The sequence below is a fragment of the Comamonas sp. genome (assembly GCF_036666375.1).
Taxonomy (GTDB): domain Bacteria; phylum Pseudomonadota; class Gammaproteobacteria; order Burkholderiales; family Burkholderiaceae_C; genus Comamonas.
The window spans coordinates 35,772-60,303 of record NZ_JAVWWA010000015.1; the positions used below are offsets into that span (position 1 = coordinate 35,772).

24 protein-coding genes are annotated in these 24,532 nt (G+C 67.7%); 15 read left to right on the top strand and 9 right to left on the bottom strand.

Features of this window, described 5'->3' with window-relative positions:
* Nucleotides 1-2,519, top strand: a 2,519-nt coding sequence (locus tag RR928_RS05835; protein WP_332681754.1) for a hybrid sensor histidine kinase/response regulator, incomplete at its 5' end; no start/stop codon positions are given.
* A 91-nt stretch (nt 2,520-2,610) separates the two neighbouring features.
* On the opposite strand, the gene RR928_RS05840 is transcribed toward RR928_RS05835, so the two are convergent.
* Nucleotides 2,611-4,113: a cryptochrome/photolyase family protein gene (locus RR928_RS05840; RefSeq protein ID WP_332547622.1), complete on the bottom strand. Its 1,503-nt coding sequence runs from the start codon at nt 4,111-4,113 to the stop codon at nt 2,611-2,613.
* A gap of 22 nt (nt 4,114-4,135) precedes the next feature.
* Here RR928_RS05840 and RR928_RS05845 point away from each other — a divergent pair, with 22 nt between their 5' ends.
* The 10 genes from RR928_RS05845 (at nt 4,136) to RR928_RS05890 (ending at nt 13,015) form a co-directional block, all read left to right on the top strand.
* Nucleotides 4,136-4,738, top strand: coding sequence for a YqgE/AlgH family protein (locus tag RR928_RS05845; RefSeq protein WP_332534869.1), 603 nt, complete (start codon nt 4,136-4,138; stop codon nt 4,736-4,738).
* Nucleotides 4,735-5,214 carry a Holliday junction resolvase RuvX gene (ruvX, locus tag RR928_RS05850; RefSeq protein ID WP_332534867.1) on the top strand — a complete coding sequence of 160 codons (480 nt, stop codon included), beginning with the start codon at nt 4,735-4,737 and terminating at the stop codon, nt 5,212-5,214. The genes RR928_RS05845 and ruvX overlap by 4 nt, the downstream gene beginning before the upstream one ends.
* Nucleotides 5,211-5,738, top strand: a complete 528-nt coding sequence (pyrR, locus tag RR928_RS05855) for a bifunctional pyr operon transcriptional regulator/uracil phosphoribosyltransferase PyrR (protein WP_332534866.1) — start codon at nt 5,211-5,213, stop codon at nt 5,736-5,738. The genes ruvX and pyrR overlap by 4 nt, the downstream gene beginning before the upstream one ends.
* 2 nt (nt 5,739-5,740) lie before the next feature.
* Complete coding sequence (locus tag RR928_RS05860; RefSeq protein WP_332534864.1) at nt 5,741-6,703, top strand: aspartate carbamoyltransferase catalytic subunit; 963 nt, start codon at nt 5,741-5,743, stop codon at nt 6,701-6,703.
* A 202-nt stretch (nt 6,704-6,905) separates the two neighbouring features.
* On the top strand, nt 6,906-8,201 hold the full coding sequence (locus tag RR928_RS05865; protein WP_332547623.1) for a dihydroorotase: 1,296 nt from the start codon (nt 6,906-6,908) through the stop codon (nt 8,199-8,201).
* On the top strand, nt 8,194-8,949 hold the full coding sequence (locus RR928_RS05870) for a lysophospholipid acyltransferase family protein (protein ID WP_332681758.1): 756 nt from the start codon (nt 8,194-8,196) through the stop codon (nt 8,947-8,949). Before RR928_RS05865 ends, RR928_RS05870 begins: the two co-directional genes overlap by 8 nt.
* A 126-nt stretch (nt 8,950-9,075) precedes the next feature.
* Entirely contained in the window at nt 9,076-10,095 is a 1,020-nt protein-coding gene (locus RR928_RS05875) for an amino acid ABC transporter substrate-binding protein (protein WP_332547625.1), read from the top strand.
* The gene (locus RR928_RS05880; RefSeq protein WP_332534859.1) at nt 10,092-11,138 is read left to right on the top strand and encodes an amino acid ABC transporter permease; all 1,047 of its coding nucleotides are present in this window, start codon (nt 10,092-10,094) and stop codon (nt 11,136-11,138) included. Before RR928_RS05875 ends, RR928_RS05880 begins: the two co-directional genes overlap by 4 nt.
* Before the next feature lie 2 nt (nt 11,139-11,140).
* Nucleotides 11,141-12,241, top strand: coding sequence for an amino acid ABC transporter permease (locus tag RR928_RS05885; protein ID WP_332534857.1), 1,101 nt, complete (start codon nt 11,141-11,143; stop codon nt 12,239-12,241).
* A gap of 12 nt (nt 12,242-12,253) precedes the next feature.
* Entirely contained in the window at nt 12,254-13,015 is a 762-nt protein-coding gene (locus RR928_RS05890; protein WP_332534855.1) for an amino acid ABC transporter ATP-binding protein, read from the top strand.
* A 107-nt stretch (nt 13,016-13,122) separates the two neighbouring features.
* Here RR928_RS05890 and RR928_RS05895 read toward each other — a convergent pair whose 3' ends face one another.
* Entirely contained in the window at nt 13,123-13,446 is a 324-nt protein-coding gene (locus RR928_RS05895) for a GIY-YIG nuclease family protein (RefSeq protein ID WP_332534853.1), read from the bottom strand.
* 72 nt (nt 13,447-13,518) lie between these two features.
* Nucleotides 13,519-14,586, bottom strand: a complete 1,068-nt coding sequence (locus RR928_RS05900) for an ABC transporter ATP-binding protein (RefSeq protein WP_332534852.1) — start codon at nt 14,584-14,586, stop codon at nt 13,519-13,521.
* Between the two features lie 101 nt (nt 14,587-14,687).
* Here RR928_RS05900 and RR928_RS05905 point away from each other — a divergent pair, with 101 nt between their 5' ends.
* The 4 genes from RR928_RS05905 to RR928_RS05920 are packed head-to-tail and all read left to right on the top strand — an operon-like array spanning nt 14,688 to nt 18,973.
* Nucleotides 14,688-16,316 (top strand): ABC transporter permease, encoded by a 1,629-nt coding sequence (locus RR928_RS05905; RefSeq protein WP_442881584.1) that lies wholly within the window; start codon nt 14,688-14,690, stop codon nt 16,314-16,316.
* 23 nt (nt 16,317-16,339) lie between these two features.
* Nucleotides 16,340-16,726, top strand: coding sequence for an arsenate reductase (glutaredoxin) (gene arsC / locus RR928_RS05910; protein ID WP_332534848.1), 387 nt, complete (start codon nt 16,340-16,342; stop codon nt 16,724-16,726).
* Nucleotides 16,723-17,454, top strand: a complete 732-nt coding sequence (locus RR928_RS05915; RefSeq protein ID WP_332534846.1) for a prephenate dehydratase domain-containing protein — start codon at nt 16,723-16,725, stop codon at nt 17,452-17,454. The genes arsC and RR928_RS05915 overlap by 4 nt, the downstream gene beginning before the upstream one ends.
* 46 nt (nt 17,455-17,500) lie before the next feature.
* Nucleotides 17,501-18,973: a phospholipase D-like domain-containing protein gene (locus RR928_RS05920; protein WP_332534844.1), complete on the top strand. Its 1,473-nt coding sequence runs from the start codon at nt 17,501-17,503 to the stop codon at nt 18,971-18,973.
* A 13-nt stretch (nt 18,974-18,986) separates the two neighbouring features.
* On the opposite strand, the gene RR928_RS05925 is transcribed toward RR928_RS05920, so the two are convergent.
* The 6 genes from RR928_RS05925 to RR928_RS05950 all read right to left on the bottom strand — a co-directional run.
* Nucleotides 18,987-19,373 (bottom strand): type III secretion system chaperone, encoded by a 387-nt coding sequence (locus RR928_RS05925; RefSeq protein ID WP_332534842.1) that lies wholly within the window; start codon nt 19,371-19,373, stop codon nt 18,987-18,989.
* A 13-nt stretch (nt 19,374-19,386) separates the two neighbouring features.
* On the bottom strand, nt 19,387-19,881 hold the full coding sequence (locus tag RR928_RS05930; protein WP_332534840.1) for a type III secretion system chaperone: 495 nt from the start codon (nt 19,879-19,881) through the stop codon (nt 19,387-19,389).
* A gap of 33 nt (nt 19,882-19,914) precedes the next feature.
* Entirely contained in the window at nt 19,915-21,876 is a 1,962-nt protein-coding gene (locus tag RR928_RS05935) for a hypothetical protein (protein WP_332681765.1), read from the bottom strand.
* A 188-nt stretch (nt 21,877-22,064) separates the two neighbouring features.
* Nucleotides 22,065-22,565: an OmpA family protein gene (locus RR928_RS05940; RefSeq protein ID WP_332547632.1), complete on the bottom strand. Its 501-nt coding sequence runs from the start codon at nt 22,563-22,565 to the stop codon at nt 22,065-22,067.
* A 139-nt stretch (nt 22,566-22,704) separates the two neighbouring features.
* Nucleotides 22,705-23,688: an ion transporter gene (locus RR928_RS05945; protein WP_332681768.1), complete on the bottom strand. Its 984-nt coding sequence runs from the start codon at nt 23,686-23,688 to the stop codon at nt 22,705-22,707.
* A gap of 110 nt (nt 23,689-23,798) precedes the next feature.
* The coding region (locus RR928_RS05950) for a PLP-dependent aminotransferase family protein (protein WP_332681770.1) at nt 23,799-24,532 on the bottom strand (734 nt) is incomplete at its 5' end.

Consider the following 24,532-nt stretch of genomic DNA (forward strand, 5'->3'; position numbering starts at 1 on the left):
CAGTGCAGGCGGCCGAACCCGAATCTGCAGCCGAACTCGAACGCGAATCTGCGGCTGAACCCGAATCTGCGGCCGAACCCGAACTCGAACGAGAATCTGCGGCCGAACCCGAATCTGCGGCGGAACCCGTGCTGCAGCCGGCCATGGCCCTGGACAGCGCCATCGATGACGACATCGAAGTGCTGGACGCGCTCGATCCCGACCTGTTCCCTATCTTCGAGGAAGAGGCGGCCGAGCTGCTGCCGGTGCTGGGCACGGCGCTGCGCGACTGGGCCGCGCATCCGCAGCGCCTCGAAGCGCGCAATGCCAGCCTGCGCGCGCTGCACACGCTCAAGGGCAGTGCGCGCCTGGCGGGCGCGATGCGCCTGGGCGAAATCACCCACCGGCTCGAGTCGGCGATTGAACACATAGACGCGCAGGAAGCGCAGGCCGCGCAGATCGAACCGCTGCTGGGCAGCTTCGACATCCTCAACGGCCATTTCGCGGCATTGCGCGCGCTCGGCGACGACATCGCCGCGGCGCCTGTCGCTGCGGCCGAGACGCCCGAGCCGGCGCGTGAACGCATTGAAGGCCTGCGCGCGCCGACCTTCACGCCTATCGTTCCGCTCACGGCCGCACGCTCGGCCTCGCAGCAGTCGGTGCGCGTGCGCGGCCAGCTGCTCGACCGGCTGATCAACCAGTCGGGCGAAGTGCTGATTGCACGCTCGCGTATCGATGCGCGCCTGGTGCAGGCGCGCGCCTCGCTTTACGACCTCAACGGCAACCTGGAGCGCCTGCGCCAGCAGCTGCGTGACATCGAAGTCCAGGCCGAGACGCAGATGCAGTCGCGGCTGGCGCTGTCCAAGGACTCCGCCGCGGGCTTCGATCCGCTGGAGTTCGACCGCTTCACGCGCGTGCAGGAACTCACGCGCATGATGGCCGAGTCGGTCAACGATGTGGCCACGGTGCAGCGCAATCTGCAGCGCGATCTGGCCGCGGCCGAAGACGACCTGGTCGCCCAGGGCCGCCAGGCGCGCGATCTGCAGCGCGACCTGCTGCGCACGCGCATGGTGGAATTCGACGCGATTTCCGAACGCCTTTACGCCGTGGTGCGCCAGACGTCCAAGGAAATGGGCAAGCAGGTGCGGCTCAACATCGTCGGCGGCACGATTGAGATGGACCGCGGCGTGCTCGACCGCATGGTGCCGGCCTTCGAACACCTGCTGCGCAACTGCGTGGCCCATGGCATCGAGCTGCCCGCGCAGCGCCAGGCGCAGGGCAAGGATGCGACCGGCACCATCAGCGTGACGCTGCAGCACGAAGGCAACGACGTGCGCGTGCGTTTCGACGACGATGGCGCGGGCCTGGACCTCAAGCGCATCCAGGCCGTGGCCGTGGCGCGCGGCCTCGTGGCCGAAGATGCCGACATCACGGCCGAACAGGCCGGCCAGCTGATCTTCCAGCCGGGCTTCACGACGGCGAGCGAAGTCACGGGCGTGTCGGGGCGCGGCATAGGCATGGACGTGGTGCGCTCCGAAGTCAACGCGCTGGGCGGGCGCATCGAGACCCACAGCACGCCGGGCGCGGGCTCCTCGTTCGGCCTGGTGCTGCCGCTGACCACGGCGGTGACGCAGGTGGTGATGCTGCGCGTGGGCCAGTTCGCCGTGGGCGTTCCCGCCAACCTGGTGGAAATCGTGCGCCGCGTGCCTTTGGCGCCGCTGGAGCAGGCCTACCGCAGTGGTCAGCTTGAAGACGCTGCCAGCGGCGAAACGCTGCCGTTCTTCTGGGGCGGAGCGCTGTGGCAGTCGTCGCCGCAAAGCCTCGAAGACGTGGGCAAGACGCGCGCCGTGGTGATCTTCCGCAGCGCGGCCCAGCGGCTCGCATTGCATGTGGATGAAGTGCTGGGCAATCAGGAACTCGTGGTCAAGCCTCTGGGCCCGCAGCTCGCGCGTCTGCCGGGTCTGACCGGCATGTCGGTGCTGGCCTCGGGCGCGGTGGTGCTGATCTACAACCCGGTGGCCCTGGCCACCGTGTATGGCGAACGGGTGCGCGAGCAGCTGCGCCGCCAGCCCGCGCGCGCGCCGCAGCCGCTGGCCGACGGCGATGGCGTGGCGACGGTGCAGCCGCAGGCCGCGGGCGCGGGCGAGGTGCCGCTGGTGCTGGTGGTCGACGATTCGATCACCGTGCGCCGCGTGACCCAGCGCCTGCTGCAGCGCGAAGGCTATCGTGTCGAGGTCGCATCCGACGGCCTGCAGGCCCTAGAAAAACTGCAGGGCGCGCGCCCGGCTGTGGTGCTGTCCGACATCGAAATGCCGCGCATGGACGGCTTCGATCTGGCGCGCAACATCCGCGCCGATGCGCGGCTGCACGATCTGCCCATCATCATGATCACGTCACGCATTGCGCAAAAGCACCGCGAACATGCGCAGCAGATCGGCGTCAACCACTATCTGGGCAAGCCGTATTCGGATGAGGAACTGCTGAGTCTGGTGCAGCACTACGCTGCGTTGGCAATGGCTCATACCACGTCGGTTGCGTAAGTGATTGGCGCGGAGTGAACGGCTGAATACCGGGGCTTCGACAGGCTCAGCCCGAACGGACCAAGCGTTCGTGCTGAGCCAGCGCCGCTGTTTATTGAGAGTCCACGGCCCCTTTGACCACGGAAAACCGCGCCAACGTGCGATCCCTTGCCTCGGCATGGTCCACGATGGGGCGCGGATAGCTTGAAGCGCCCAGCGCTTCGCCTGCATCGACCAGCGACACACCTGCCGCCGCCAGCTCCAGCGGCCCGGCCTTCCACGGCGCGTGGATCAGCTTGTCGGGCAGGGCGGCGAGCTGCGGCAGATAGCGGCGGATGAAGCGGCCCGCGGCATCGAACTTCTCGCTCTGGCTGATGGGGTTGAAGATGCGGAAGTAGGGCTGGGCGTCGCAGCCCGTGGAGGCCGCCCATTGCCAGCCGCCATTGTTCGCCGCGAGATCGAAATCATTGAGCTGCTCGGCGAAGTACTGCTCGCCCCAGCGCCAGTCGATGCCCAGGTCCTTGACCAGAAAGCTGGCCACGACCATGCGCAGCCGGTTGTGCATGTAGCCGGTCTGGTTGATCTGGGCCATGGCCGCGTCGACCAGCGGGTAGCCGGTGCGGCCTTCGCACCAGGCGGCAAACAGGCGTTCGGCCTCGGCGCCGCTTTCCCAGGCGATGGCGTCGTAGGCCGGCTTGAAAGCCTGGGTCACCACGCGCGGATGATGGGCCAGGATCTGGTGATAGAAGTCGCGCCACACCAGTTCGCTGAGCCACACGGCCGCGCCCGGGCTCTGGTGCTGCGACGATTCGGTCCAGGCCAGGCGCGCCAGTTCGCGTATCGACACCGTGCCAAAGCGCAGATGCACGCTCAGATAGCTCGGGCCCTTGACGGCCGGGAAATCGCGCGTGTCGCCGTATTGCGCCAGGCGCGGCACGAAGTCGGCGAGCAGCTGGTCCGCGCCGACGCTGCCCGTGGGCAGTGCCAGCTGGTGCAGATTGGTGGGCTCGAAGCCTGTCTCGGCGAGCGTGGGCAGGTGGCGATATTGCGCGGGCCGGGGCGCGAGGTGGGCGGCATAGCGCTCCACCGGGTAGGACGACAGATAAAAAGCGTTGAGCTTGCGCAGCCAGGCGTTCTTGTAGGGCGTGAACACGCTGAACGGCGCGCCCGCAAGCGTCAGCACTTCGTCGCGCTCGAAGATCACATGGTCCTTGTAGGTGTGCAGCGCCACGCCCGCCGATTGCAACGCAGCGCGCACGCGCGCGTCGCGCGCCAGCGACTGGGGCTCGTCATCGTGGTTGGCGAACACCGCCGTGGCGCCCAGCTGCTGCGCCAGGCGCGGAATTTCCTCTTCGGCCAGGCCCTGGCGCACGATCAGACCGGCGTCGGCCTGGCCGGCGAGCGTGCGCAGCTGGACATCGACACAGGCCAGGCTGTCGTGGATGAACTCGACGCGCCGGTCGGCGCGCGCCAGCGGCGCGAGGATGGCGTCGTCGAAAAGAAAGACGCAATGCACCTGCGCGCAGCCGCGCAAGGCATGAAAAAGGGCGGCGTGGTCGCGCGTGCGCAGGTCGCGTCGCAACCAGACCAAGCCCACAGGTCCCGAAAGTGCCATGGATCACCGTTAAAATCTAGGAATGCCCGCTGATTCTGCGCCTATCAACTTGACGCACCATTTTCTGATCGCCATGCCCGGCGTCGAAGATGAGTCTTTTTCGCGCAGCGTGGTGTACCTGTGCGAGCACAGTGAGCGTGGCGCTCTGGGCTTGATCATCAACAAGCCCATGCCATTGAGCCTTGAAGGCCTGCTCGACAAGATCGATCTTTCCCTCGGACGCGAAGACCTGCGCACCGACATGGTGTACCGGGGCGGCCCGGTGCAGACCGACCGTGGCTTCGTGCTGCACGAGGCCTTCACGGCCGAAGGCAGCATTCCGTCCGACGAGTCCATTTACGCCTCGACCATGACCATTCCCGGAGGTCTTGAAATGACGACCTCCAAGGATGTGCTCGAAGCGCTGTCCAACGGCGCCGGCCCGCGCCGGGTGTTCGTCTCGCTGGGCTATGCCTCGTGGGGCGAGGGTCAGCTTGAATCCGAGCTGTCCGAAAACACCTGGCTCACGGTGGGCGCCGACGTGGCGCTGATTTTCGAGGCGCCCGTCGCCGAGCGCTACGACCGTGCCCTGGGCCTTCTGGGCCTGCAGGCCTGGTCGCTGTCCCCGGAAGTGGGGCACGCATGAGCGATTCTCCCGACACGGTGCCTGCGGCACCGTCGCCCGCGCGCGCCTCCACGGATGCGCCGCTGCGCGCCGCCGTGGTCGTGCCCGCGCATTTCCAGAGTTTCCTGGCCTTTGACTTCGGCACCAAGCGCACGGGCGTGGCCACGGGCAGCCGCATGATGGGGCTGACGACTCCGCAGGCGACGATCAAGGCCGAAGGCGCGGATGCGCGGATGCTGCAGGTCGCGGCGCGCATCAAGGAATTCGAGCCCGACGCGCTGGTCATAGGCGTGCCTTACCACCCCGACGGCGCGGCGCACGAGAACACCGCGCGCGCGCTCAAGTTCGGCCGCCAGCTGCGCGGACGCTTCGGCCTGCAGGTGTTCGAAGTCGACGAGCGCTACAGCACCACCGAAGCCATTTCGGGCGGTGCGCGCGATGCCGACGCCGCGTCGGCCTGCATCATTCTTGAACAGTTTCTGAGGAGTCTTCCATGAACGATCCCATCGCCGGCGGCGCCGGCAGCGGCAGCCTGGTGCTCGACGCCGAGGCGCTGTACCGTGAACTGCTGCGCGGCGTGCGCAGCCTCATGGGAGCGTCGACGCGCCTGGCGGGCATCACTTCGGGCGGCGCCTGGCTGGTCGAGCGCCTGCACAAGGACCTGAACCTGCCCGGCACGCCCAGCGTGCTGTCGTCGGCGCTGCACCGCGACGACTTCGCGCAGCGCGGCATGGCCACCAGCGCCCAGACGCAGATCGACTTCGACGTCAACGGCGCCGACATCCTGGTGCTCGACGACGTGCTCTACACGGGCCGCACCATACGCGCCGTGCTCAACGAACTCTATGACTACGGCCGGCCCGACTGCGTGCGCCTGGCCGTGCTGGTCGACCGCGGCGGCCGCGAGCTGCCCATCCAGGCCGACTTCGCCGCGGCGCGCATCGCGCTGCCGCCGGCCCAGGCGCTGGCGCTGGCGCGCGACGACCAGGGACGCTTCCATTTCCGCATCCAAGAGGCCTGACCGTGTTGTACAAGCGCAATCCCCAGCTCAACAAGAACGGTGAGCTGATTCACCTGCTGTCGACCGAAGGCCTGTCCAAGGACATCCTGACGCATATCCTCGACACCGCGGCCAACTTCGTCAGCGTCAACGACCGCGAAGTCAAGAAGGTGCCGCTGCTGCGCGGCAAGAGCGTGTTCAACCTGTTCTTCGAGAACAGCACGCGCACGCGCACCACGTTCGAGATCGCGGCCAAGCGCCTGTCGGCCGACGTGTTCAATCTGGACATCGCGCGCAGCTCGGCAAGCAAGGGCGAGTCGCTGCTCGACACCATTGCCAACCTGTCGGCCATGGCCGCCGACATCTTTGTCGTGCGCCACGGCGAGTCGGGCGCGCCTTACCTCGTGGCCCAGCATGTGGCCCCGCATGTACATGTGGTCAACGCCGGCGACGGCCGCCATGCCCACCCCACGCAGGGGCTGCTGGACATGTACACCATCCGGCACTACAAGAAGGACTTCTCCAACCTGCGCGTGGCCATCGTCGGCGACGTGCTGCACTCGCGCGTGGCGCGCTCCGACATCCATGCGCTGACCACGCTGGGCGCGGCCGAAGTGCGCGTCGTCGGCCCGCGCACGCTCGTGCCTTCCGACCTGTCGCTGATGGGCGTGCGCGTGTTCCACACGCTGGAAGAAGGCATTCGCGACGCCGACGTGATCATCATGCTGCGCCTGCAGAACGAACGCATGACCGGCGCGCTGCTGCCCTCGAGCCAGGAATATTTCAAGGCTTTCGGCCTCACGGCCGAGAAGCTGCGCCTGGCCAAGCCCGACGCCATCGTGATGCACCCCGGACCTATCAACCGCGGCGTCGAGATCGACTCCGAAGTGGTCGACGGCCCGCAGGCCGTGATCCTGTCGCAGGTCTCGTTCGGCATTGCCGTGCGCATGGCCGTGATGTCCATTGTTGCCGGCAATGAGGCTTGAAGCACCCCCTGAGCGGCTGCGCCGGATGGCCGGCCCCCGCTTCCCCCTCTCATCCTTCGGTGGAGGGGGACGACACCTTCGGTGCGGGGCGGCCCTTCCTCGGTGTCCCCGTGCTGGCGAGCGCCAGTTTCATAGGCCATCAATTTTTGACTTGAAATTTTTGCTAGCCGTCCGTGACCGGACGGGGCATTGGGTGTGAAGTATGAAACTACTGATCCAGAACGGCCGCGTCATCGACCCGGCCCGGGGCTTTGACCAGGTCTGCGACATCGCGGTCGACGCCGGCAGCATCGCCGCCATCGGCGCCCAGCCCGCGGGCTTCGCGCCCGATCGCGTGATCGACGCCAAGGGCTGCTGGGTGCTGCCCGGCCTGGTCGATCTGGCCGTGCGCCTGCGCGAGCCCGGCCACGAACACGAAGGCATGCTGCAAAGCGAGATGGCGGCCAGCGTTGCCGGCGGCGTGACCAGCCTGGTCTGCCCGCCCGACACCGACCCCGTGCTTGACGAGCAGGGCCTGGTCGAGATGCTCAAGTTCCGCGCCGAGAAGCTGCACCAGTCGCGGCTGTTCCCGCTGGGCGCGCTCACGCGCGGCCTGGCCGGCGAAGTGCTGACCGAGATGAACGAGCTGACCGAGTCGGGCTGCGTGGGCTTCGGCCAGGCCGATGTGCCGCTGGCCAGCACCCAGACGCTGCAGCGCGCGCTGCAGTACGCTGCGACCTATGGCTACACCGTGTGGCTGCGCCCGCAGGAAATGCACCTGGGCAAGGGCGTGGCGGCCAGCGGCCCGCTGGCCACGCGCATGGGCCTGTCGGGCGTGCCGGTGTCGGCCGAGACGATTGCGCTGCACACGATCTTCGAGCTGATACGCGGCACGGCGGCGCGCGTTCACCTGTGCCGGCTGTCGAGCGCCGCGGGCGTCGAGCTGGTGCGCCGCGCCAAGGCCGAAGGCCTGAGCGTCACCGCCGACGTCAGCATCAATTCGCTGCACCTGACCGATACCGACATCGGCTACTTCGACAGCAGCGCGCGCCTGAACCCGCCGCTGCGCCAGCAGCGCGACCGCGACGCGCTGTCGGCCGCGCTGGCCGACGGCACGATAGACGCGCTGGTGTCCGATCACACGCCCGTCGATGACGACGCCAAGGTGCTGCCGTTTGCCGAAGCCGAACCCGGCGCCACCGGCGTCGAGCTGCTGCTGTCGCTGGCCGTCAAGTGGTCGCAGGCGCAGCAAGTGCCGCTGGCGCGCGCCATTGAAGTGATCACCGCCGCGCCCGCGCGCGTGCTGGGCACGGCGCTGGGCGAGCTCAGGGAGCAGATCGGCCAGCTGCAGGTGGGCGGTGCCGCCGACCTGTGCATCGTCGATCCGGACGCGCATTGGGAAGTCACGCCCGCAGCGCTGGTGAGCCAGGGCAAGTGCACGCCGTTTGGCGGCTACGAACTGCCGGCGCGCGTGCGCTGCACGCTGGTCGCGGGGCGCATTGCCTTCGAGCGTGGCTGAGTCCGGCTGGGCGCGGCGCGGCCGCGCCAGCGCGCGCCTGCTGCGCCTCGCAGGCCATCTGCTGCATGGGCTGTGGGTCATCTTCACGCGCTTTCCGCGCCTGTCGGTGGAGCAGCGCAACGCCCATGTCCAGGCCTGGGCGCGCGGCCTGCTGCCGCGCGTGGGCGTCGAGTTGCAGGTGCATGGCACGCCGCCGGTGGGCGGGCCGGTGCTGCTGGTCGCCAATCACCTGTCGTGGCTGGACATTCCCGTGCTGCACGCCGCGCGCCACTGCCGCTTCATCTCCAAGGCCGATGTCGCCTCCTGGCCCGTGCTGGGCACGCTGGCGCGCGCCGCCGGAACGCTCTACATCGATCGCAACTCGCGCCGCGACACGCTGCGCATGGTCAACGTCATGGCCCAGGCGCTGGCGCAGCGCGATGTGCTGGCGGTGTTCCCCGAAGGCACGACCGGCGAAGGCCGCGAACTGCTGCCGTTTCGCGCCAATCTGATCGAAGCCGCGCTGCAGTCGGGCGCGCCCGTGCAGCCGCTGGGCCTGCGCTTCATCGACCCGGCGACGGGCGAGGACAGCGAAGCGCCGATCTACGCGGGCGATACGCCGCTGTGGACTTCGGTCTGGCGCACGCTCAGCGCGCCGGCGATCATTGCGCGTGTAGGCTACGGCCAGGCCCAGACCGCCGACGGCCGCGACCGCCGCACCTGGGCACGCGACTTGCAGGCCGAAGTCGACCGTCTCCGGCGCGCTTAGTCGTTTTTCGCGCATAGGGGTCGCGGAAATCCGCGATAACCTACAGGCCTGAAGTCCCGCGCAGAACGCAGCGCTTGCGTTACGCTGCGCGCAGCGCTTTTTCACATCACAGCTACAGGTGCATCCATGAAAATTTCCCGTTTATCCCTGCTGGCCCTGGCGCTGGCCGCGGCGACCACGGCCCATGCGGGCAAGACGCTAGACACCATCAAGCAGCGCGACCAGATCAGCATTGGCATCAGCAGCGGCGTGCCGGGCTTCTCGGCCGCCGACAGCAAGGGCCAGTGGAGCGGTCTCGACGTGGACGTGGGCAAGGCGATCGCCGCGGCGCTGCTGGGCGATGCCGGCAAGGTCAAGTGGGTGCCCCTTGTCTCGCAGCAGCGCTTCACCGCACTGCAGTCGGGCGAAGTCGATGTGCTGTCGCGCAACACCTCGGTCACGCTGACGCGCGACGCGTCCATGGGACTGGCGTTCACGGCCGTGGTGTTCTACGACGGCCAGGGCTTCATGGTGCCGGCCAAGACCAAGGTGACAAGCGCCAAGCAGCTCAAGGGCGCGACGGTCTGCGTGCAGGCCGGAACGACGTCCGAGAAGAACATGACCGACTTCTCGCGCATCCACAAGCTCAACCTCAAGCCCGTGGTGTTCGACAAGTTCGACGCCGCCAACGCCGCCTATTTCGCGGGCCGCTGCCAGGCCTATACGACCGATGCCTCGGGCCTGGCCTCGGTGCGCGCCAAGGAAGCCAAGGACTCGAAGGAGCATGTGATTCTCACCGACCTGATCTCCAAGGAGCCGCTGGGCCCGCTGGTGCGCCGCGGCGACGACGAGTGGCTGGCCGTGGTGCGCTGGGTCGTGCACGGTCTGGTCGAGGCCGAGGAAAACGGCATCACCCAGGCGAACGTCGACAAGCTCAAGCTTGATACCACCGACCCGACCATTGGCCGCCTGCTGGGCAAGACCGAGGACACGGGCAAGCTGCTGGGCCTGGACAAGGAATGGCTGGTGCGCGCGATCAAGGCCGTGGGCAACTACGGCGAGATCTATGAGCGCAACGTCGGCGAGAAGACGCCGGTCGGCCTGGCCCGGGGCAAGAACAAGCTCTGGACCGACGGCGGCCTGATGTACGCCCTGCCGGTGCGATGAGCGAACCGCGCCCGGCAGCCTTGATTCCCGCGCGGCGCGCGCCGGCGCGCGCGCGCCCGGGCTGGTCCTGGCACCACCCCGCAACGCGCGCGCGGGTCTGGCAGCTGCTGGCGCTGCTGGGCGTCGTGGCGCTGCTCGGCTGGCTGGTCTACAACACCCAGGCCAACATGGCCGCGCGCGGCATACGCAGCGGCTGGGATTTTCTGCGCCAGACTGCGGGCTTCGACATAGGCGAACAGCCGATTGCGTTCGAGTCCACCGACACCTACCTGCGCGCGTTTGTCGTCGGCCTGCTCAACACGCTGCGCGTGGCGCTCGCGGGCATCGTGCTCAGCACGCTGCTGGGCGCGCTGGTCGGGGTGGGGCGCTTCTCGCGCAACCTGCCGGTGCGCGCGCTGTGCCGCGGCTATGTCGAGCTGTTTCGCAACGTTCCGCTGCTGGTGCAGCTGCTGGTGTGGTATCTGCTGCTGGTCGAATACCTGCCCGACACCACCGAAGCCTGGACCTGGGGCCAATCGGTGTTTCTCAGCAAGTCGGGGCTGGTGCTGCCTTTTCCCGTGCACGGCGCGGATGGCTGGCACTGGAGCGTTCCCGTCATCGACGGCTTTGCCATCGACGGCGGCGCGGCGCTGTCGCCCGAATTTCTCGCGGTGCTCGCGGGCCTGACGTTCTACACCGCGGCCTTCATTGCCGAAGTGGTGCGCGCCGGCATTGCCGCCGTGCCGCGCGGCCAGATCGAAGCCGCGCAAAGCATTGCACTGAGCCGCTGGCAGACGCTGCGCCTGGTCACCGGCCCGCAGGCGCTGCGCGTGATGGCGCCGCCGCTGACCAACCAGTACCTGAACCTGACCAAGAATTCCTCGCTGGCCGTGGCCGTGGGCTACCCCGATCTGGTGTCGATTGCCAACACCAGTCTCAACCAGACCGGCCGCGCGCTCGAGTGCATTGCCATCGTGATGCTGGTCTACCTCACGCTGTCGCTGGCCACCGCGCTGCTGATGGGCCGGCTCGACCAGCGCGATCTCGCGCGCCAGGAGCCATGAGCATGCAGCCTTGCGAAACGATTCCTGCCCGGCCCGCTCCTCCCAGTTCAGGCGGCTTGCGCGCCTGGGTGCGGCGCGAACTGTTCGGCAGCTGGGTCAGCACGCTGACCACGCTGGCGCTGCTCGCCTGGGCGCTGTGGGCGCTGCCCGGCGCGCTCGACTGGCTGCTGTGGCGCGCCGTCTGGCAGGCCGATGCCGACGCCTGCCAGGCCGCGCGCGGCCTGGGCGCCTGCTGGGGCGTGATCACCGAGAAGCACCGACTGATACTGCTGGGCCGCTACCCGCTCGAAGAGCAATGGCGCCCGGTGCTGGCCACCGGCCTGCTGCTGGCGCTGGTGATTGCCAGCGGCATGCGGCGTTTCTGGACGCGCTGGCTGGTGCTGGCCTGGGTGCTGGTCTGGGCAGTGTTCTTCGCGCTGATGCGCGGCGGCGTCGCCGGCCTGGCCGAAGTGCCCACCGAGCGCTGGGGCGGGCTGCCGCTGACGCTGATGCTGACCACGCTGTCCATCGTGCTGGCCTGTCCGCTCGCGGTGCTGCTGGCGCTGGGCCGGCGCTCGCGCATGCCCGCGATACGCGGCCTGTGCGCGCTGTTCATCGAGCTGGTGCGCGGCGTGCCGCTGATCTCGGTGCTGTTCATGGCGAGCTTTCTGTTTCCGCTGTTCCTGCCCGTGGGCGCTACGCCCGACGTGCTGATTCGCGTGCTGCTGGGCATAGCGCTGTTTGCCGCGGCATATCTGGCCGAGACCGTGCGCGCCGGCCTGCAGTCCGTGCCCCAGGGCCAGCTTGAAGCCGCGAACAGCATAGGCCTGTCGTGGTGGCAGACGCAGCGCCTGGTGGTGCTGCCCCAGGCGCTGGGCGCCGTGGTGCCGGGGCTGATGAACAGCTTCATCTCTATCTTCAAGGACAGCTCGCTGATCACCATCGTGAGCCTCTACGAGCTGACCGGATCGCTGGGCCTGGCGCTCAGCGGCGACCCCGAGTGGCGCCCGTTCATGGTGGAGGGCTACCTGTTCATCACCGCCATCTATTTTGTGGTCTGCGCGGCCATGTCACGCTACAGCCTCTGGGTCGAGCAGCGGCATGCACGCGGCCTGGCCCGTTGAAAGAAGAGCTGCATGCCAGACACTCCCATGGTCCGCTTCGAGCGCCTGAACAAATGGTTCGGGCGCGACTTCCACGTGCTGCGCGACATCGACCTGGAGATCGCGCGCGGCGAGCGCCTCGTGGTCTGCGGCCCTTCGGGCTCGGGCAAGTCGACGCTGATTCGCTGCATCAACGCGCTCGAGCCTTTCCAGGAAGGCAGCCTGACGGTGGGCGGCGTGGCGCTGGCCGTCGAAGGCCGCGAAGACCTGCGCGCGGTGCAGCAGGTGCGCCGCAGCGTGGGCATGGTGTTCCAGCAGTTCAATCTGTTCCCGCACCTGAGCGTGCTCGACAATTTGACGCTGGCGCCGCGCAATGTCGGCAAGCTGCCGCGCGCCGAGGCCGAAGCCCAGGCGCTGGCGCAACTGGAGCGCGTGCACATTGCCGAGCAGGCGCACAAGTTTCCGCAGCAGCTCTCGGGCGGCCAGCAGCAGCGCGTGGCGATCGCGCGCGCGCTGTGCCTTGCGCCGCAGATCCTGCTGTTCGACGAGCCCACCTCGGCGCTGGACCCGGAGATGGTGCACGAGGTGCTGGACGTGATGGTCGAACTCGCGGGCCAGGGCATCACCATGGTCTGCGTGACCCACGAAATGGAGTTCGCGCGCTCGGTCGCCGACCGCGTGGTGTTCATGGACCAGGGGCAGATCATCGAGCAGGCGCAGCCGGATGCGTTCTTTTCCAATCCGCAGAGCGAGCGGGCTCAGCAGTTTCTGGATAAGTTGCTGGGGCGGAAGTAGGTCTTGTTCAGGGTTTGCCTGTAGCAGGCTGCGCCCTGAAACGCCCTTCGACAGGCTCAGGGCGAACGGGGTGGAGAAGGTTGAAAATCTTAAATAGAGCAGGGTGTTCAATCCTCGTTCGTCCTGAGCCCTGAGCCTGCCGAAGGATCGAAGGATGAACGTCCCAGCCTCGAGACTTCGTCCCAGTCCCCGCGAATCATTGCTTCCTTTTTCGCGCGACTCCAGCCTTTAATGCGCCGCTCAGCCGCAAGCGCTTCTTCCCGCGTGGCAACTTCCTGCGCAAAGACCAACTCTACAGGCCGTCGTTGGAAGGTGTAGCAACCGGTGAAAGCGCCGGAAGCGTGCTCCGCAATCCGCCGCTCCAGCGCATCGGTATGCCCGGTGTAATAACTGCCGTCATGGCAGCGCAGCATGTAGACCCAGAAGCCCATAGGGTTCTCCAGTTACTGCCCCCGTTCGTCCTGAGCTTGTCGAAGGATGAACGGCCTGCCCTCAGACAGGCGCTACTTTTCCCTGGGAAACGCCACCACATGCTCCATCGCCAGCGCCATTCCCACCCACTCGCCGATCTCATGGTTGTGGTGGCTGGGAACATGGGCCATCACCGTCTGGCCGCTGGCCAGGCGCATGGTGTAGAGGAATTCCGAGCCGCGGAATGACTTGCGCACGATCTGCGCCTTGACCGGCGCGTCGTCGACATGCACCACGTCGTCGGCGCGCAGCAGCACGTCGCATTCGCCATCGGGGTAGCTTGCGGGCAGCGGGCATTCGTCCAGATCGCTGAGTTCGCCCAGCGGCGTCTGCGCGACCACGCCGTGCTCACGCATCACCAGGCGCGCTGGCAGGAACACGCCGTGGCCTATGAAATCGGCGACAAAGCGCGTCGCGGGCCGGTGGTACAGCGTATAGGCGTCGTCCCATTGGTGCAGCTCGCCGTGGTTCATCACGCCGATCACGTCGCCGATGGCAAAGGCCTCGAGCTGGTCGTGGGTCACGAACAGCGCGGTCGCGCCCGCAGCTTTCAGAATGGCGCGCACTTCGTGCGCCAGGCGTTCGCGCAGGTCGACATCGAGGTTGGAAAACGGTTCGTCGAGCAGCATCAGCTGCGGGCGCGGCGCGAGCGCGCGCGCCAGCGCGACGCGCTGCTGCTGTCCGCCCGACAGCTCGTGGGGAAAGCGCGCGGCGCTGCCTTCTAGGCCCACCAGCGTCAGCACTTCGGCAACGCGCTGCGCCTGCTCGCTCTTGCGCAGCGTGTGGATGCCAAAGGCCACGTTCGCGCCCACGCTCAGATGGGGGAACAGCGCGTAGTCCTGGAACACCATGCCTATGCGCCGCTGTTCGGGCGGCAGCGAGACCGTGGCGCTGCTGACGATCTGGTCCTGCAGGCGGATTTCGCCGCTGCTCACGGGCTCGAGCCCGGCCACGGCGCGCAGCAAGGTGGTCTTGCCGCAGCCCGAGGGGCCGATCAGCACGCCGATGTCACCGGCGTTCAGGTTCAATGAAACGCCTTGGACGGCGGCCTGCGGGCGGCCGGCATAGCGCACCCCGAGTTGGGAGACCTTGAGAAACATTCCTTGATTGTAGGGCGGTGCAAATGCTTAGAATTCGCATTTGCGCGAAAGGCCCTGGCCGACGCCGCAGCTCCCGTGCCTCACTCCCCCAGCCGAGCTATATCTTGCGCCGCATCACTCTTGCCTTCCGCTCCCTGCCCCTGATCCTGCTGGCGCTGCTGCTCACCTTGCCGGTGCTCGCGGTGTTCGCCGCCTGGCTGCCCTGGGGCGGCACCGACACCCAGGCCGGTCCCATCCTGCGCGAAATGGCGTCCACCGTGCTGCCCGGCTATGTCTGGACCACGGTCTGGCTGGGCCTGATGGTGGCGCTGGGCGCGGCCGTGGTCGGCACCGTGGCCGCGGCCATGGTCACGCTGTTTGATTTCCGCGGCCGGCGCACGCTCGAATGGCTGCTGCTGCTGCCGCTGGCCATGCCGGCCTACGTCACTGCCTATGCCTATACCGATTTCCTGCAGTTCAGCGGCCCGCTGCAGGTCTGGTTGCGCGAAACCTACGGCCTCGAAGGCCGGCTGCTGCCCGAAGTGCGCAGCCTGGGCGGCGCGGTCTGGGTGTTCATCTTCTCGCTCTATCCCTATGTCTATCTGCTGGCGCGCACCGCGCTGGGCGAGCGCGCCGCGCACCTGATGGAAGCCGCGCGCCTGCTGGGCGCGCCGCTGCGCCGGCGCATTCTCACGGTGGCGCTGCCGCTGGCGCGCCCGGCCGTGGCCGCGGGCGTGGCGCTGGTGCTGATGGAAACCCTGGCCGATTTCGGCGTCGCGAGCTATTTCGGCATACAGACGTTCACCACCGGCATCTACAAGGCCTGGCTGTCGATGGACAACCGCATTGCCGCGGCGCAGCTCGCCACCTTCCTGCTGGTGCTGGTGGTAGTGCTGCTGCAGGTCGAAGTGCGCGCCCAGCGGCGCATGCGTTTCGTGACCAACGGCGTGGGCCGCGCGGGCTCGGCCGAAGCCCAGCCTATGCGCCTGCGCGGCACGCATGCCGCCATCGCCTGGCTGGTCTGCCTGCTGCCGGTGCTGATGGGCTTTGTCGCGCCGGTGTTCTTCATGCTGCGCCCGCTGGCGGCCGACTGGTCGGTGCTGCCCTGGTCGCGTTTTCTCGATTGGGCCTGGAACAGCGTGCGCCTGGGCGGCATCACCGCGGTGCTGGCCGTGGCGATCGCGCTGGCGCTGGCCTTTGCCGTGCGCCGCCGCCCCGACGCGCTCACGCGTGGCGTGGTGCAGCTTGCCAGCCTGGGCTATGCCGTGCCCGGCGCGGTGATTGTCGTCGGCCTGCTGCTGCCCGTGGGCTGGCTGCAGGCGGCCGCGCCCGACTGGGGCCTGGCATCGCTGATCACGGCCACGGCCACGGGCATTGTCTGGGCGTATCTGGTGCGCTTTTGCGCGGTCGCGCTGCAGTCCATGCAAAGCGGCTATGCGCGCATTCCCGTGAGCTTCGATGATTCGGCGCGCATGCTGGGCACGGGCAGCTGGGGCCTGATGGCGCGCGTGCACTGGCCGCTGCTCAAGCGCTCCACGGCCGCGGCGGCGCTGCTGGTGTTTGTCGACGTGATGAAGGAGCTGCCCGCGACCATGGTGCTGCGGCCGTTCAACAGCGACACCCTGGCCGTGGTCGCCTACCAGCTCGCGCGCGACGAGCGCCTGGGCGAAGCCGCGCTGCCCTCGCTGGCGCTGGTCGCCGTGGGGCTGGTGCCGGTGATCATGCTGAGCCGCACGCTGCGTTCGAAGTGACGGGCGCTGGGTAAACTGGTGCCATGAGCCAGAACCCTTCTTCCCCCACCACGGATTTCCCGGTCACCATCTACCACAACAGCCGCTGCAGCAATTCGCGCGGTGCGCTGGCGCTGCTACGCGAGCGCGGCATAGAGCCGACCATCGTCGACTACATCGCCCAGCCGCTCGATGCCGCCGCGCTGACGGCGCTGATCGCGCAATTGCAGATGCCGGTGCGCGATCTGCTGCGCAGCAAGGAGACGGTCCACGCCGAACTGCAGCTCGAGGCACCCGCGGTCACCGATGCCCAGCTGATTGCCGCGGTTGCCGCCCACCCGGTGCTGCTCAACCGGCCCATCGTCGTCACGCCGCGCGGCGCGGCGCTGTGCCGTCCGCCCGAGAAAGTGCTGGCGCTGCTGCCCGCATGAAACCGGGCTGCGCGCCCGGCGTCTACTCGCGCTGGCCCGATGCGCTGCGCGCGCCCGGCCGGCGCCTGGCCTATCTCGGGCCGGCCGGTACCTGGACCCATCAGGCCTGTCTGCAGTGGCGCGATGCTGCGCAGTTGCAGCCCGGACCCGCAATGCAGGCCATGGCTGCAGACGAAGCCCTGCAGGCGCTGGCCCAGGGCTTGGTCGATGCGGTCTGCCTGCCCGTGAGCACGCGCCTGGTCGGCGCCACGCCTTATCTGCCGCAATTGCTGGCGCTGCTTGAAGAGACCTGGCGCCAGCTGCCTGGCCCCGTGCTGCAGGTCGTGGGCGAATGCCGGCTGCAGCTGGGCTACAGCCTGATGGCGCGCCCCGGTGTCGCGCTGGCGCAGCTGCAGGCGGTCTGCGCCCACCCCGTGGCCTTGCAGGAGGCCGCTCCCTGGTTGCGCCAGCATCTGCCGCATCTGGCCCTGCAGCCTAGCACCTCGGCCGGCGCCGCGGCCCAGGCCGTCGCGGCGGCGCACGATCAGGCGCTGGCCTGCCTGGGGCCGGCGCTCGCGGCCACGCTGCACGGGCTCGCGGTGCTGCAGGACGGCATAGAGCAGGGCCCGCACAACGAGACCCGCTGGTGGCTGCTGGCCAGGGCCGCAGCGCGCGCCACCGTGGTCGATGCACGGCAGCCCTGGCTGGGCCCGTTCGCGCTGGCCCACGCCGCGGCGGGGCCGCCGTAGGGCCGGCACGCAGCGCCCGCAAGGCGACAGCCGCTATGCTGGGGGCATGAACCTGCTGACCTTTCACCTGACCACGCTGGCGCTGCTTTCGGGCCTGGGCCACAGCATCGTGGTCATCGCGAGCCTGCTGGTCTACATGGTGGCCACGCGCATAGGCCAGCAGCGCCGCCACCCTTCGGCCGCGCTGGCCTGGGTCGTGGCCATGATCGCCTTTCCCTACGGCGCGCTGCCGCTGTTCCTGCTCATAGGCAGCCGCAAGTTCCTGCGCCCCGTCCAGCGCCAGCCGGCGGCGCTGCCGGCGCCGCAGACCTGGGGCGACCAGGGCTATCTGGGCGATGGCGTGGAAGACGCGGGCACGGCGCCGCCCGAATGGGTGGCCCGCCTGCTGCGTGCGCTCGACCTGCCCGAAGCCATGCGCAACACGCGTGTGCAGTTCCAGTCGAGCGGCGAAGAGGCGCTCGCGGCCTTGCTCGCGACGATAGACAGCGCACAGGATCAACTGGTGCTCAGCACCTATGTGCTGGCCGCCGACACCACGGGCGAGCAGGTGGCCCAGGCCCTGCAGCGCTGCGTCGCGCGCGGCGTGCGGGTGCGCGTGCTGATCGACGCCATCGGCAGCCTGCAGACGCCGCGCACGCTGCTGCGCGACTGGCGCGGCATGGGCATTGCCGTGCGGCGCTTCATGCCGCTGCTGCACAACCCGCTCTACGGCCGGCTCAACCTGCGCAACCACCGCAAGCTCGTGGTTGCCGATGCCCGGCTGCTGTGGAGCGGCGGGCGCAATCTTGCCGACGAATACTTCATCGGCAAGAACGGCGCGCCGCCCTGGATAGACCTGGGCTTTGTCGTCGAAGGCCCGCTCGCGGCCCAGGCGCTGGCGCAGTTCGACGCCGACTGGCGCGCCGCGCCGGGGCGCATCCACCGCAAGAAGCACCGTGCACCCGCGGTGGTGCGGCCCGCGGCGCTCGCGCCCGCGCCGGGCCAGTCCTGGACGCAGTGGATTCCCAGTGGCCCCGATCATGCCGACGACACGCTGCACGCGCTGCTGCTGTCCGCGGCGTTCCAGGCGCGCGAAAGCATCGTCGCGGTGACGCCGTATTTCGTTCCCGATGATGCGTTGCTCGCTGCCTGGACGCTGGCCTGCCGGCGCGGCGTGCGCCTGCGTCTGCTGCTGCCGCGGCGTTCCAACCACCGCCTCGCCGACTGGGCGCGCGAGCGCGCCTTGCGCCAGCTTGCTCAGGCCGGCGCCGAAATCCATCTGCTGCCCGGCATGCTGCACGCCAAATGCGTGCTGGTCGATGGCGAATGGGCGCTCAGCGGCTCGCTCAACCTCGACGCGCGCAGCCTGTTCCTCAACTACGAGGCCATGACCGCGTTCTACGGCCGGGCCGAAGTGCAGTGGCTGCAGGATTGGCACGAGGCGCTGCTCGCCGGCGCCGATCCCTATGTGCTGCGCCGGCCGTCGTGGCCGCGCGATATCTTCGAAGGCATGGTGCGCACCGTCGGCTTCCAGCTCTGAGCGCGCAGCGGTTTCAGCGCCGCAGTTCCTGCGCCACCTCGATGGTGTTGCGGATGTCCAGCGTCAGCCGCGACAGGCTCGCGGCTTCGCCGGCCAGCCGGCGCCACAGCGTCAGCACGCCCGTCGTCGGGTCTATGCCCACGGCCGCGCCGCGCAGGTTCTGCCCGACGAAAGCCGCACAAAGAATGTCATGGGCTTGTTGCCTGTCGAGTTCGGCGGACCGGGTGTCCAGCGGGACGATGATCACGACATCGTCGCGCTCCTCGTCCCAGGCAAGAATCACGGCGCTGCTGTCTTCGGGCTCGATCACGCACAGTGCGCCATTGTCCAGCACAGGCGAAGGCAGGCGCACGGACTGACAGTAGCGTTGTACCAATCCTGGAAAATCGAGAGTGGGCATGTTCTTGCGCGGCTCAGGCCAGATGGATGGGGTGGAGGAAGGCGACGCTCTGCGGCGACGCCGTGATGGCGCCTGCGTGCTGATCGTGGACCGGCGAGGCAGCCCCCAGTTGCGCGGCCCAATGCTCGGCCGCAGTCACAAAGGCCGTGAGCCAATGGGTCAGCTTTTCGCTGTCAAGCGTGTTCAGATCGAGCCGCAGCCGCAGCAGCGCGCGCTCGCCGCTCTCATTGGTGCATAGCGCACCGCCGGCCAGCGCGCTCCAGCCGCTGTTGGCGACCAGCATCTGCTGGTAAATGACGCGCCGGTCGTTGGCCGGCAGCTGTCCCAGGTCGGCCATCAGCAGCAGCACGTTGGCATTTTCCTGATAGAGCTGCAGATGCAGCAAGGCGCCGTCGAGCTGTATCTGGCCCTGGCCGGTTTCACTGAAAAGCAGCGCCGGCTCCAGGTCGAAGGCCTGGGCCAGGACCTGTTGGGGCGAGTAGGGCTGCGAGGATGCGACGGCGTTCATGAAGGCTTCCAATGAGAAAGTGAAGGGCGGCGATCAGCCGTGCTTGTATTGCATGATCCGGCTGTAGTCCAGGGCTGACTGCGCCTGCAGTATCTGGTCCCTGGGCACGCTCAGCGTGATGGCGCCGGCGCCGTCGGTCGCGAAGTCCGGCAACGACTGGACGCTGGTCTGGCGGCAGAAATCCCTGAGCGTCTCCAGCATCTTCCTGGCTTCCGCAGGCTTTCCATGGAAGCTGAAGACGATGTTGTCGCCGTTTTGGCGCACATCCCATGCCTTGCGGTCTGCGGGCTTGCGCACCTGCGGGATGTTCAGGCGAACGCCGTCCTTCTTGCCGTCGGCGCGGCCCACGGTGGTCGACGTGAGCTTCTCCAGGCCGTCAAGCAGGTTGAGCGTCTGGTCGCGGTAGTTGCGCTTGAGCGCGGGGTCGTTGTCGACCTGCGCGCCAAACGCGTAGTTGTCGACCGCCAGGCGGCTGGAGAAGGTCTGCAGTATGTCGTTTCTGCGGCCAATGTACTGCGCCTGGGTCGCGAGCAGCTGGTCACGAAAGTCCAGCGCCTCGCTGCCGTTCTCCGGGCCGTATTGCTTGGCGTATTCGTCAAACAATGCGCTGTCGCGCCCCTGGAGTTGCTGCAGCTTGCGCACGCCTTCCATCTTCTGGGCAAAGGTCGACTGGTCGAAGATGCTGAAGTTCTTGTAGTCCCTGGGTCCCGCTGCCGAGGCCGGGTCAAAGGACAGATCGCTCTTGACATCGCCACGCTTGCTCAGCAACTTTTCTTCAAGCGCATGGCCGGGGTCTATGGCGAAGAACTGGTTGGCCACATACCCCTTGTTGCCGCCATTGCTGCCCAGGGCGTCGCGATCGGCAAGCAGCAGCATCATCACTTTCTTGTCGCCCAGTTCCTCGATGCCGGCATGCAGCTGCGGCGGGCCGTTGAACTCGCCGGGCAAATCCGTGGGCAGCCGGCTGTTCTTCACCAGTACCCCGTCCTTGATGTAGACGCTGCCCTTGGCGGCATCCTTTTTGCCGTCGAAATCGTTGAAGCCCTGGATGTGCGTGCTGTCGAGCATCAGCTTGGGAGTGCCGTCGGCATAGGTGGCCTTGACCAGATCCAGCGTCTGGGTCTTCATGCCCAGCACGCCCATCAGGTCGTTTGCCAGCTTCTCGTTGACCGCGCCTTGATTGATTTCACGCGGCGAAATGGATTTGCCCAGCTTGTGCAGCAGGTTGCTCACGACGGGGAAGTACCCGATTGTCTTGGTCTTGGCGTAGGGGATGGTGTAGTTGCCGGTCAGCGATTTGTTGGCCTCGTAGTAGTCCAGCTTGATGTAGTGCTTTTCGGTGAACTTCGGCTGTGTTTCCATCAGGTGCTGCTTGAGCGCGTCATGCACATGCGCTGTTTCGATGGGACTGTCGTTCTCCACCAGCAAAGTGAGCGCGCGCTCGCTGATCTCGTTCACCAGCTGCCTGTCGGTGCACATGAGGAAGTGGAGCTTGCCTTTTTGCGGGTCCTGCATGGCCTTGAGCATGTCAGCGCGCGCGGCATCCCCAACGCCTTCGCGCGCGAGCAGCTCCACCGCCGCGTGCACTATCTCTGCCAGAACCGGGCAATGGGGGCCCACGCCGGCGCGCATCTGCTCCACGACCCACTGCCTGGCGGCGCCATGCAGCGCATGGCCGGGCTGTCTTAGGTGGGCATCATCGTCGGCTTGCCAGTCCTTGAGCGCGGTGAACCCGGGCTCGACGCCCTTGGCCTTGTCGCCGAGCACGCGGTATCCGTTGAGCGTCGTGCCTGGCGCCGCCTGGCTGGCAAAACGCACGCCGAACTGCGGGCCAAACGATGCCGGCTGCGAGTCCATGCGTTTGAAAATGCTGCCCAGACCGCGCGCGATTTTTTCGGCCACTTGGGCCAATGCGCTGAAGGGCTTGAAGGACGCCGTGGATGCGGGTGAAAGATCGACCAGAGTCGGAAGCGGCCCACCTGAAACACTGCTCATGAGTCTTGCTCCTGGGTTGCCTATAGGCGTTGCGTTGTGTGAATTCCTATCCTTGCGTCCATTGGTAACTGGCACCTGCACGCAGTTCCATCGCCGCCATCGCAGGGCTTTCCCGGTACTGCTGCGGGCACAAAAAAACCGGCAAGCCCTTGCAGGCTGCCGGTTGGCTGCTGGGTGGAAGAGACCGGTCAGTCGATCAGAATCACTTCAACGCGGCGCGCCTCGGCATTGCTGCCGCCGGCCAGGGTCTCTTCGGGCTTGCTCAGCTCGATCATGTTCTGGTCCACGCCCAGCGTGAGCAGCGTAGCCTGCACGGCGAGGGCACGCTGCTTGGCCAGTTCGGCATTCACGGCGGCATCGCCGGTCGCATCATGGAAGCCCGAAATGCGCGCGCGCTTGCCGTTCGTCACGCCGCGCACCACGTCGGCCAGCGCGACATTGCCACCGATGGCGACATCGGCCTTGCCCGTGGCGAAGTAGAACTTGACCACGCCGTTGTCGACGCGCACCAGCGCTTCTTCGACGATCAGCACGGCTGGTACGACTGCGCCGCTTGCCGCGGAAGGTGCCTTGAGCACGCGCTGGTAGACCACGGTGCCGATCACGGTCGAGACGATCAGGGCGATCAGGGCAAACACAAGGCCCAGCGCGAACCGCTGTTGGCTGTCGTCGTCGGAATTGCTGGACATGTCAAAACTCCCTCTGCATTGGTGAAATGGTGGCGTGCGCAAACGCGCAGTGAAGCGATTGTAGTGGGCTGCCACCGGCCCCTGTCAACGGGGCGCGGGTCCATGTCGCAGGCTGCCGGCTTGGGCTTGCGCGCCGGGCCTACAGCCGGCAGGTGCTGTCCGCTTCGGCAGTCGCTGGCGCGTGGCCGTGAGGAGCCGGTTGCGCCTGCCCTGCGGGTGCCATGGCAGGCTGCAGCCGCGTGCCGCAGCGGCGGCAAAAGCGCGCATCTTCCTCATGCCGGTTCTCGCCGCAGGCCTGGCATTCGACGCCTTTCATGCGCGCGCGCGTTCCGCTGGCGCGCGGACTGCGTGCGATCTCGGCGCCGACAATGCCCGTGGGCACGGCCAGGATGCCCCAGCCCAGCAACATCATCACCGAAGCGAAGAACCTGCCCAGCGAGGTTGCTGGCGTGACGTCGCCATAGCCCACGGTGGTCACGGTGGAGATCGCCCAGTAGATGCCCATGGGCACGCTGGTGAAGCCATGTTCGGGCCCTTCGATCACGAACATCAAGGTACCCGTGATGAACACCAGCACCGCGACCACGCTCAGGAACACGAAGATCTTGCGCGCGCTGGCCTGCAGCGCCCGGCCCAGCATCAGGTATTCGTCGAGAAAGCCGCGCAGCACCGGAAAGATGTGGAAGGTGCGCACCAGGCGCAGCGCGCGCACCACGGCAAGAAACTGCGCGTCGGGATAGAAGATCGCGAGATACGCTGGAATGATGGCCAGCAGGTCGACGATGCCGTAGAAGCTCAGCGCGTAGCGCCAGGGCTTGCGCACCGAAATCAGCCGCAGCCCGTATTCCACGGTGAACGCCAGCGTGAACAGCCACTCGAGCGCGCGCAGCGCCGTCAGCCGCCAGCCCTGGGAGATCTCGGGAATGCTGTGCGCGATCACCACGCCCAGGCTCAGCACGATGGCCAGCGTCAGATAGCGCTCGAACGACCTGCCCATCTGCGTGTTGGTCTCGAACACCGTGCGGTAAAGGCTGGCGCGCCAGCGCGCCACGGGCACGCCCAGGCGTTCGGCGGATGGATAGTTGTCGCGGAAAAAGGCGGGAAAGGCGGCAAACAGGCGCATGGTCAGGCAACAGGGAAGAACGGGGGGGGATGCCGCGGGCGACAGCGGGCATTGTGCGGGCTGCAGCCGGCGGTGCGTGCACCTTGGCAGCAATGGCCCCGCGCCGGCGTTCAACAGTCGGTGTGCTGCTCGATGGCGCGGCGCACCTTGGTCAGCGCCTGGCGCAGCGCGTCGGGCGCGACCGAGCCCAGCGCGAGCCGGATCGCATGCGGCACATGGGCCGATGTCGCGAACGGCTGCGCCGTCGATACCGATACCTGCTCGCGCATCAGCGCCACGGCCACGCGGTCGGCGCGCACTTCCTCGGCCAGCGGCAGCCAGACGAAATACGAGCCGGGGTGGCCCACGCGCGGCAGCGGCCCGAGCACTTCCGTGGCGAGCCGCTGGCGCGCGCGCGCATCCTGGCGCTTCTCGCCTTCAAGCCGCACCACCGTGCCGTCGTCTATCCAGCTGCTGACCAGCGCGGTCATCACCCCGGGCGTGTTCCAGATGGTGGCGCGTATCACGCGTTCCATCTTGCTGACCCAGGGCAGCGGCGCGGCGACAAAGCCCACGCGCAGGCCGGCGGCGATGTTCTTCGAGAAGCCTGAAATGTAGACCGTGCATTCGGGCGCCAGCGTGGCCAGCGGCGGCGGCGGGTCCTCGGCCAGAAACGCATAGGCGCCGTCCTCGATGAGGATCACGCCGTACTTGCGCGCAATGGCCACCAGCGCCTGGCGGCGCGGCAGATCCATCACCCAGCCCAGCGGGTTGTTCATCGTGGGCATGGTGTAGATCGCGCGCACGCTGCGCTGGCGGCAGAGCTTTTCCAGCGCCTCGAGATCGGGGCCGGCGCCGGCGGCCG

Bases quoted from the DNA above. Each gene is read 5' to 3' on its own strand.
- RR928_RS05840 (WP_332547622.1), bottom strand. From the start codon at position 4,113: ATGGCACTTTCGGGACCTGTGGGCTTGGTCTGGTTGCGACGCGACCTG.
- RR928_RS05845 (WP_332534869.1), top strand. From the start codon at position 4,136: ATGCCCGCTGATTCTGCGCCTATCAACTTGACGCACCATTTTCTGATC.
- ruvX (WP_332534867.1), top strand. From the start codon at position 4,735: ATGAGCGATTCTCCCGACACGGTGCCTGCGGCACCGTCGCCCGCGCGC.
- pyrR (WP_332534866.1), top strand. From the start codon at position 5,211: ATGAACGATCCCATCGCCGGCGGCGCCGGCAGCGGCAGCCTGGTGCTC.
- RR928_RS05865 (WP_332547623.1), top strand. From the start codon at position 6,906: ATGAAACTACTGATCCAGAACGGCCGCGTCATCGACCCGGCCCGGGGC.
- RR928_RS05875 (WP_332547625.1), top strand. From the start codon at position 9,076: ATGAAAATTTCCCGTTTATCCCTGCTGGCCCTGGCGCTGGCCGCGGCG.
- RR928_RS05880 (WP_332534859.1), top strand. From the start codon at position 10,092: ATGAGCGAACCGCGCCCGGCAGCCTTGATTCCCGCGCGGCGCGCGCCG.
- RR928_RS05885 (WP_332534857.1), top strand. From the start codon at position 11,141: ATGCAGCCTTGCGAAACGATTCCTGCCCGGCCCGCTCCTCCCAGTTCA.
- RR928_RS05890 (WP_332534855.1), top strand. From the start codon at position 12,254: ATGCCAGACACTCCCATGGTCCGCTTCGAGCGCCTGAACAAATGGTTC.
- RR928_RS05895 (WP_332534853.1), bottom strand. From the start codon at position 13,446: ATGGGCTTCTGGGTCTACATGCTGCGCTGCCATGACGGCAGTTATTAC.
- RR928_RS05900 (WP_332534852.1), bottom strand. From the start codon at position 14,586: ATGTTTCTCAAGGTCTCCCAACTCGGGGTGCGCTATGCCGGCCGCCCG.
- arsC (WP_332534848.1), top strand. From the start codon at position 16,340: ATGAGCCAGAACCCTTCTTCCCCCACCACGGATTTCCCGGTCACCATC.
- RR928_RS05915 (WP_332534846.1), top strand. From the start codon at position 16,723: ATGAAACCGGGCTGCGCGCCCGGCGTCTACTCGCGCTGGCCCGATGCG.
- RR928_RS05920 (WP_332534844.1), top strand. From the start codon at position 17,501: ATGAACCTGCTGACCTTTCACCTGACCACGCTGGCGCTGCTTTCGGGC.
- RR928_RS05925 (WP_332534842.1), bottom strand. From the start codon at position 19,373: ATGCCCACTCTCGATTTTCCAGGATTGGTACAACGCTACTGTCAGTCC.
- RR928_RS05930 (WP_332534840.1), bottom strand. From the start codon at position 19,881: ATGAACGCCGTCGCATCCTCGCAGCCCTACTCGCCCCAACAGGTCCTG.
- RR928_RS05935 (WP_332681765.1), bottom strand. From the start codon at position 21,876: ATGAGCAGTGTTTCAGGTGGGCCGCTTCCGACTCTGGTCGATCTTTCA.
- RR928_RS05940 (WP_332547632.1), bottom strand. From the start codon at position 22,565: ATGTCCAGCAATTCCGACGACGACAGCCAACAGCGGTTCGCGCTGGGC.
- RR928_RS05945 (WP_332681768.1), bottom strand. From the start codon at position 23,688: ATGCGCCTGTTTGCCGCCTTTCCCGCCTTTTTCCGCGACAACTATCCA.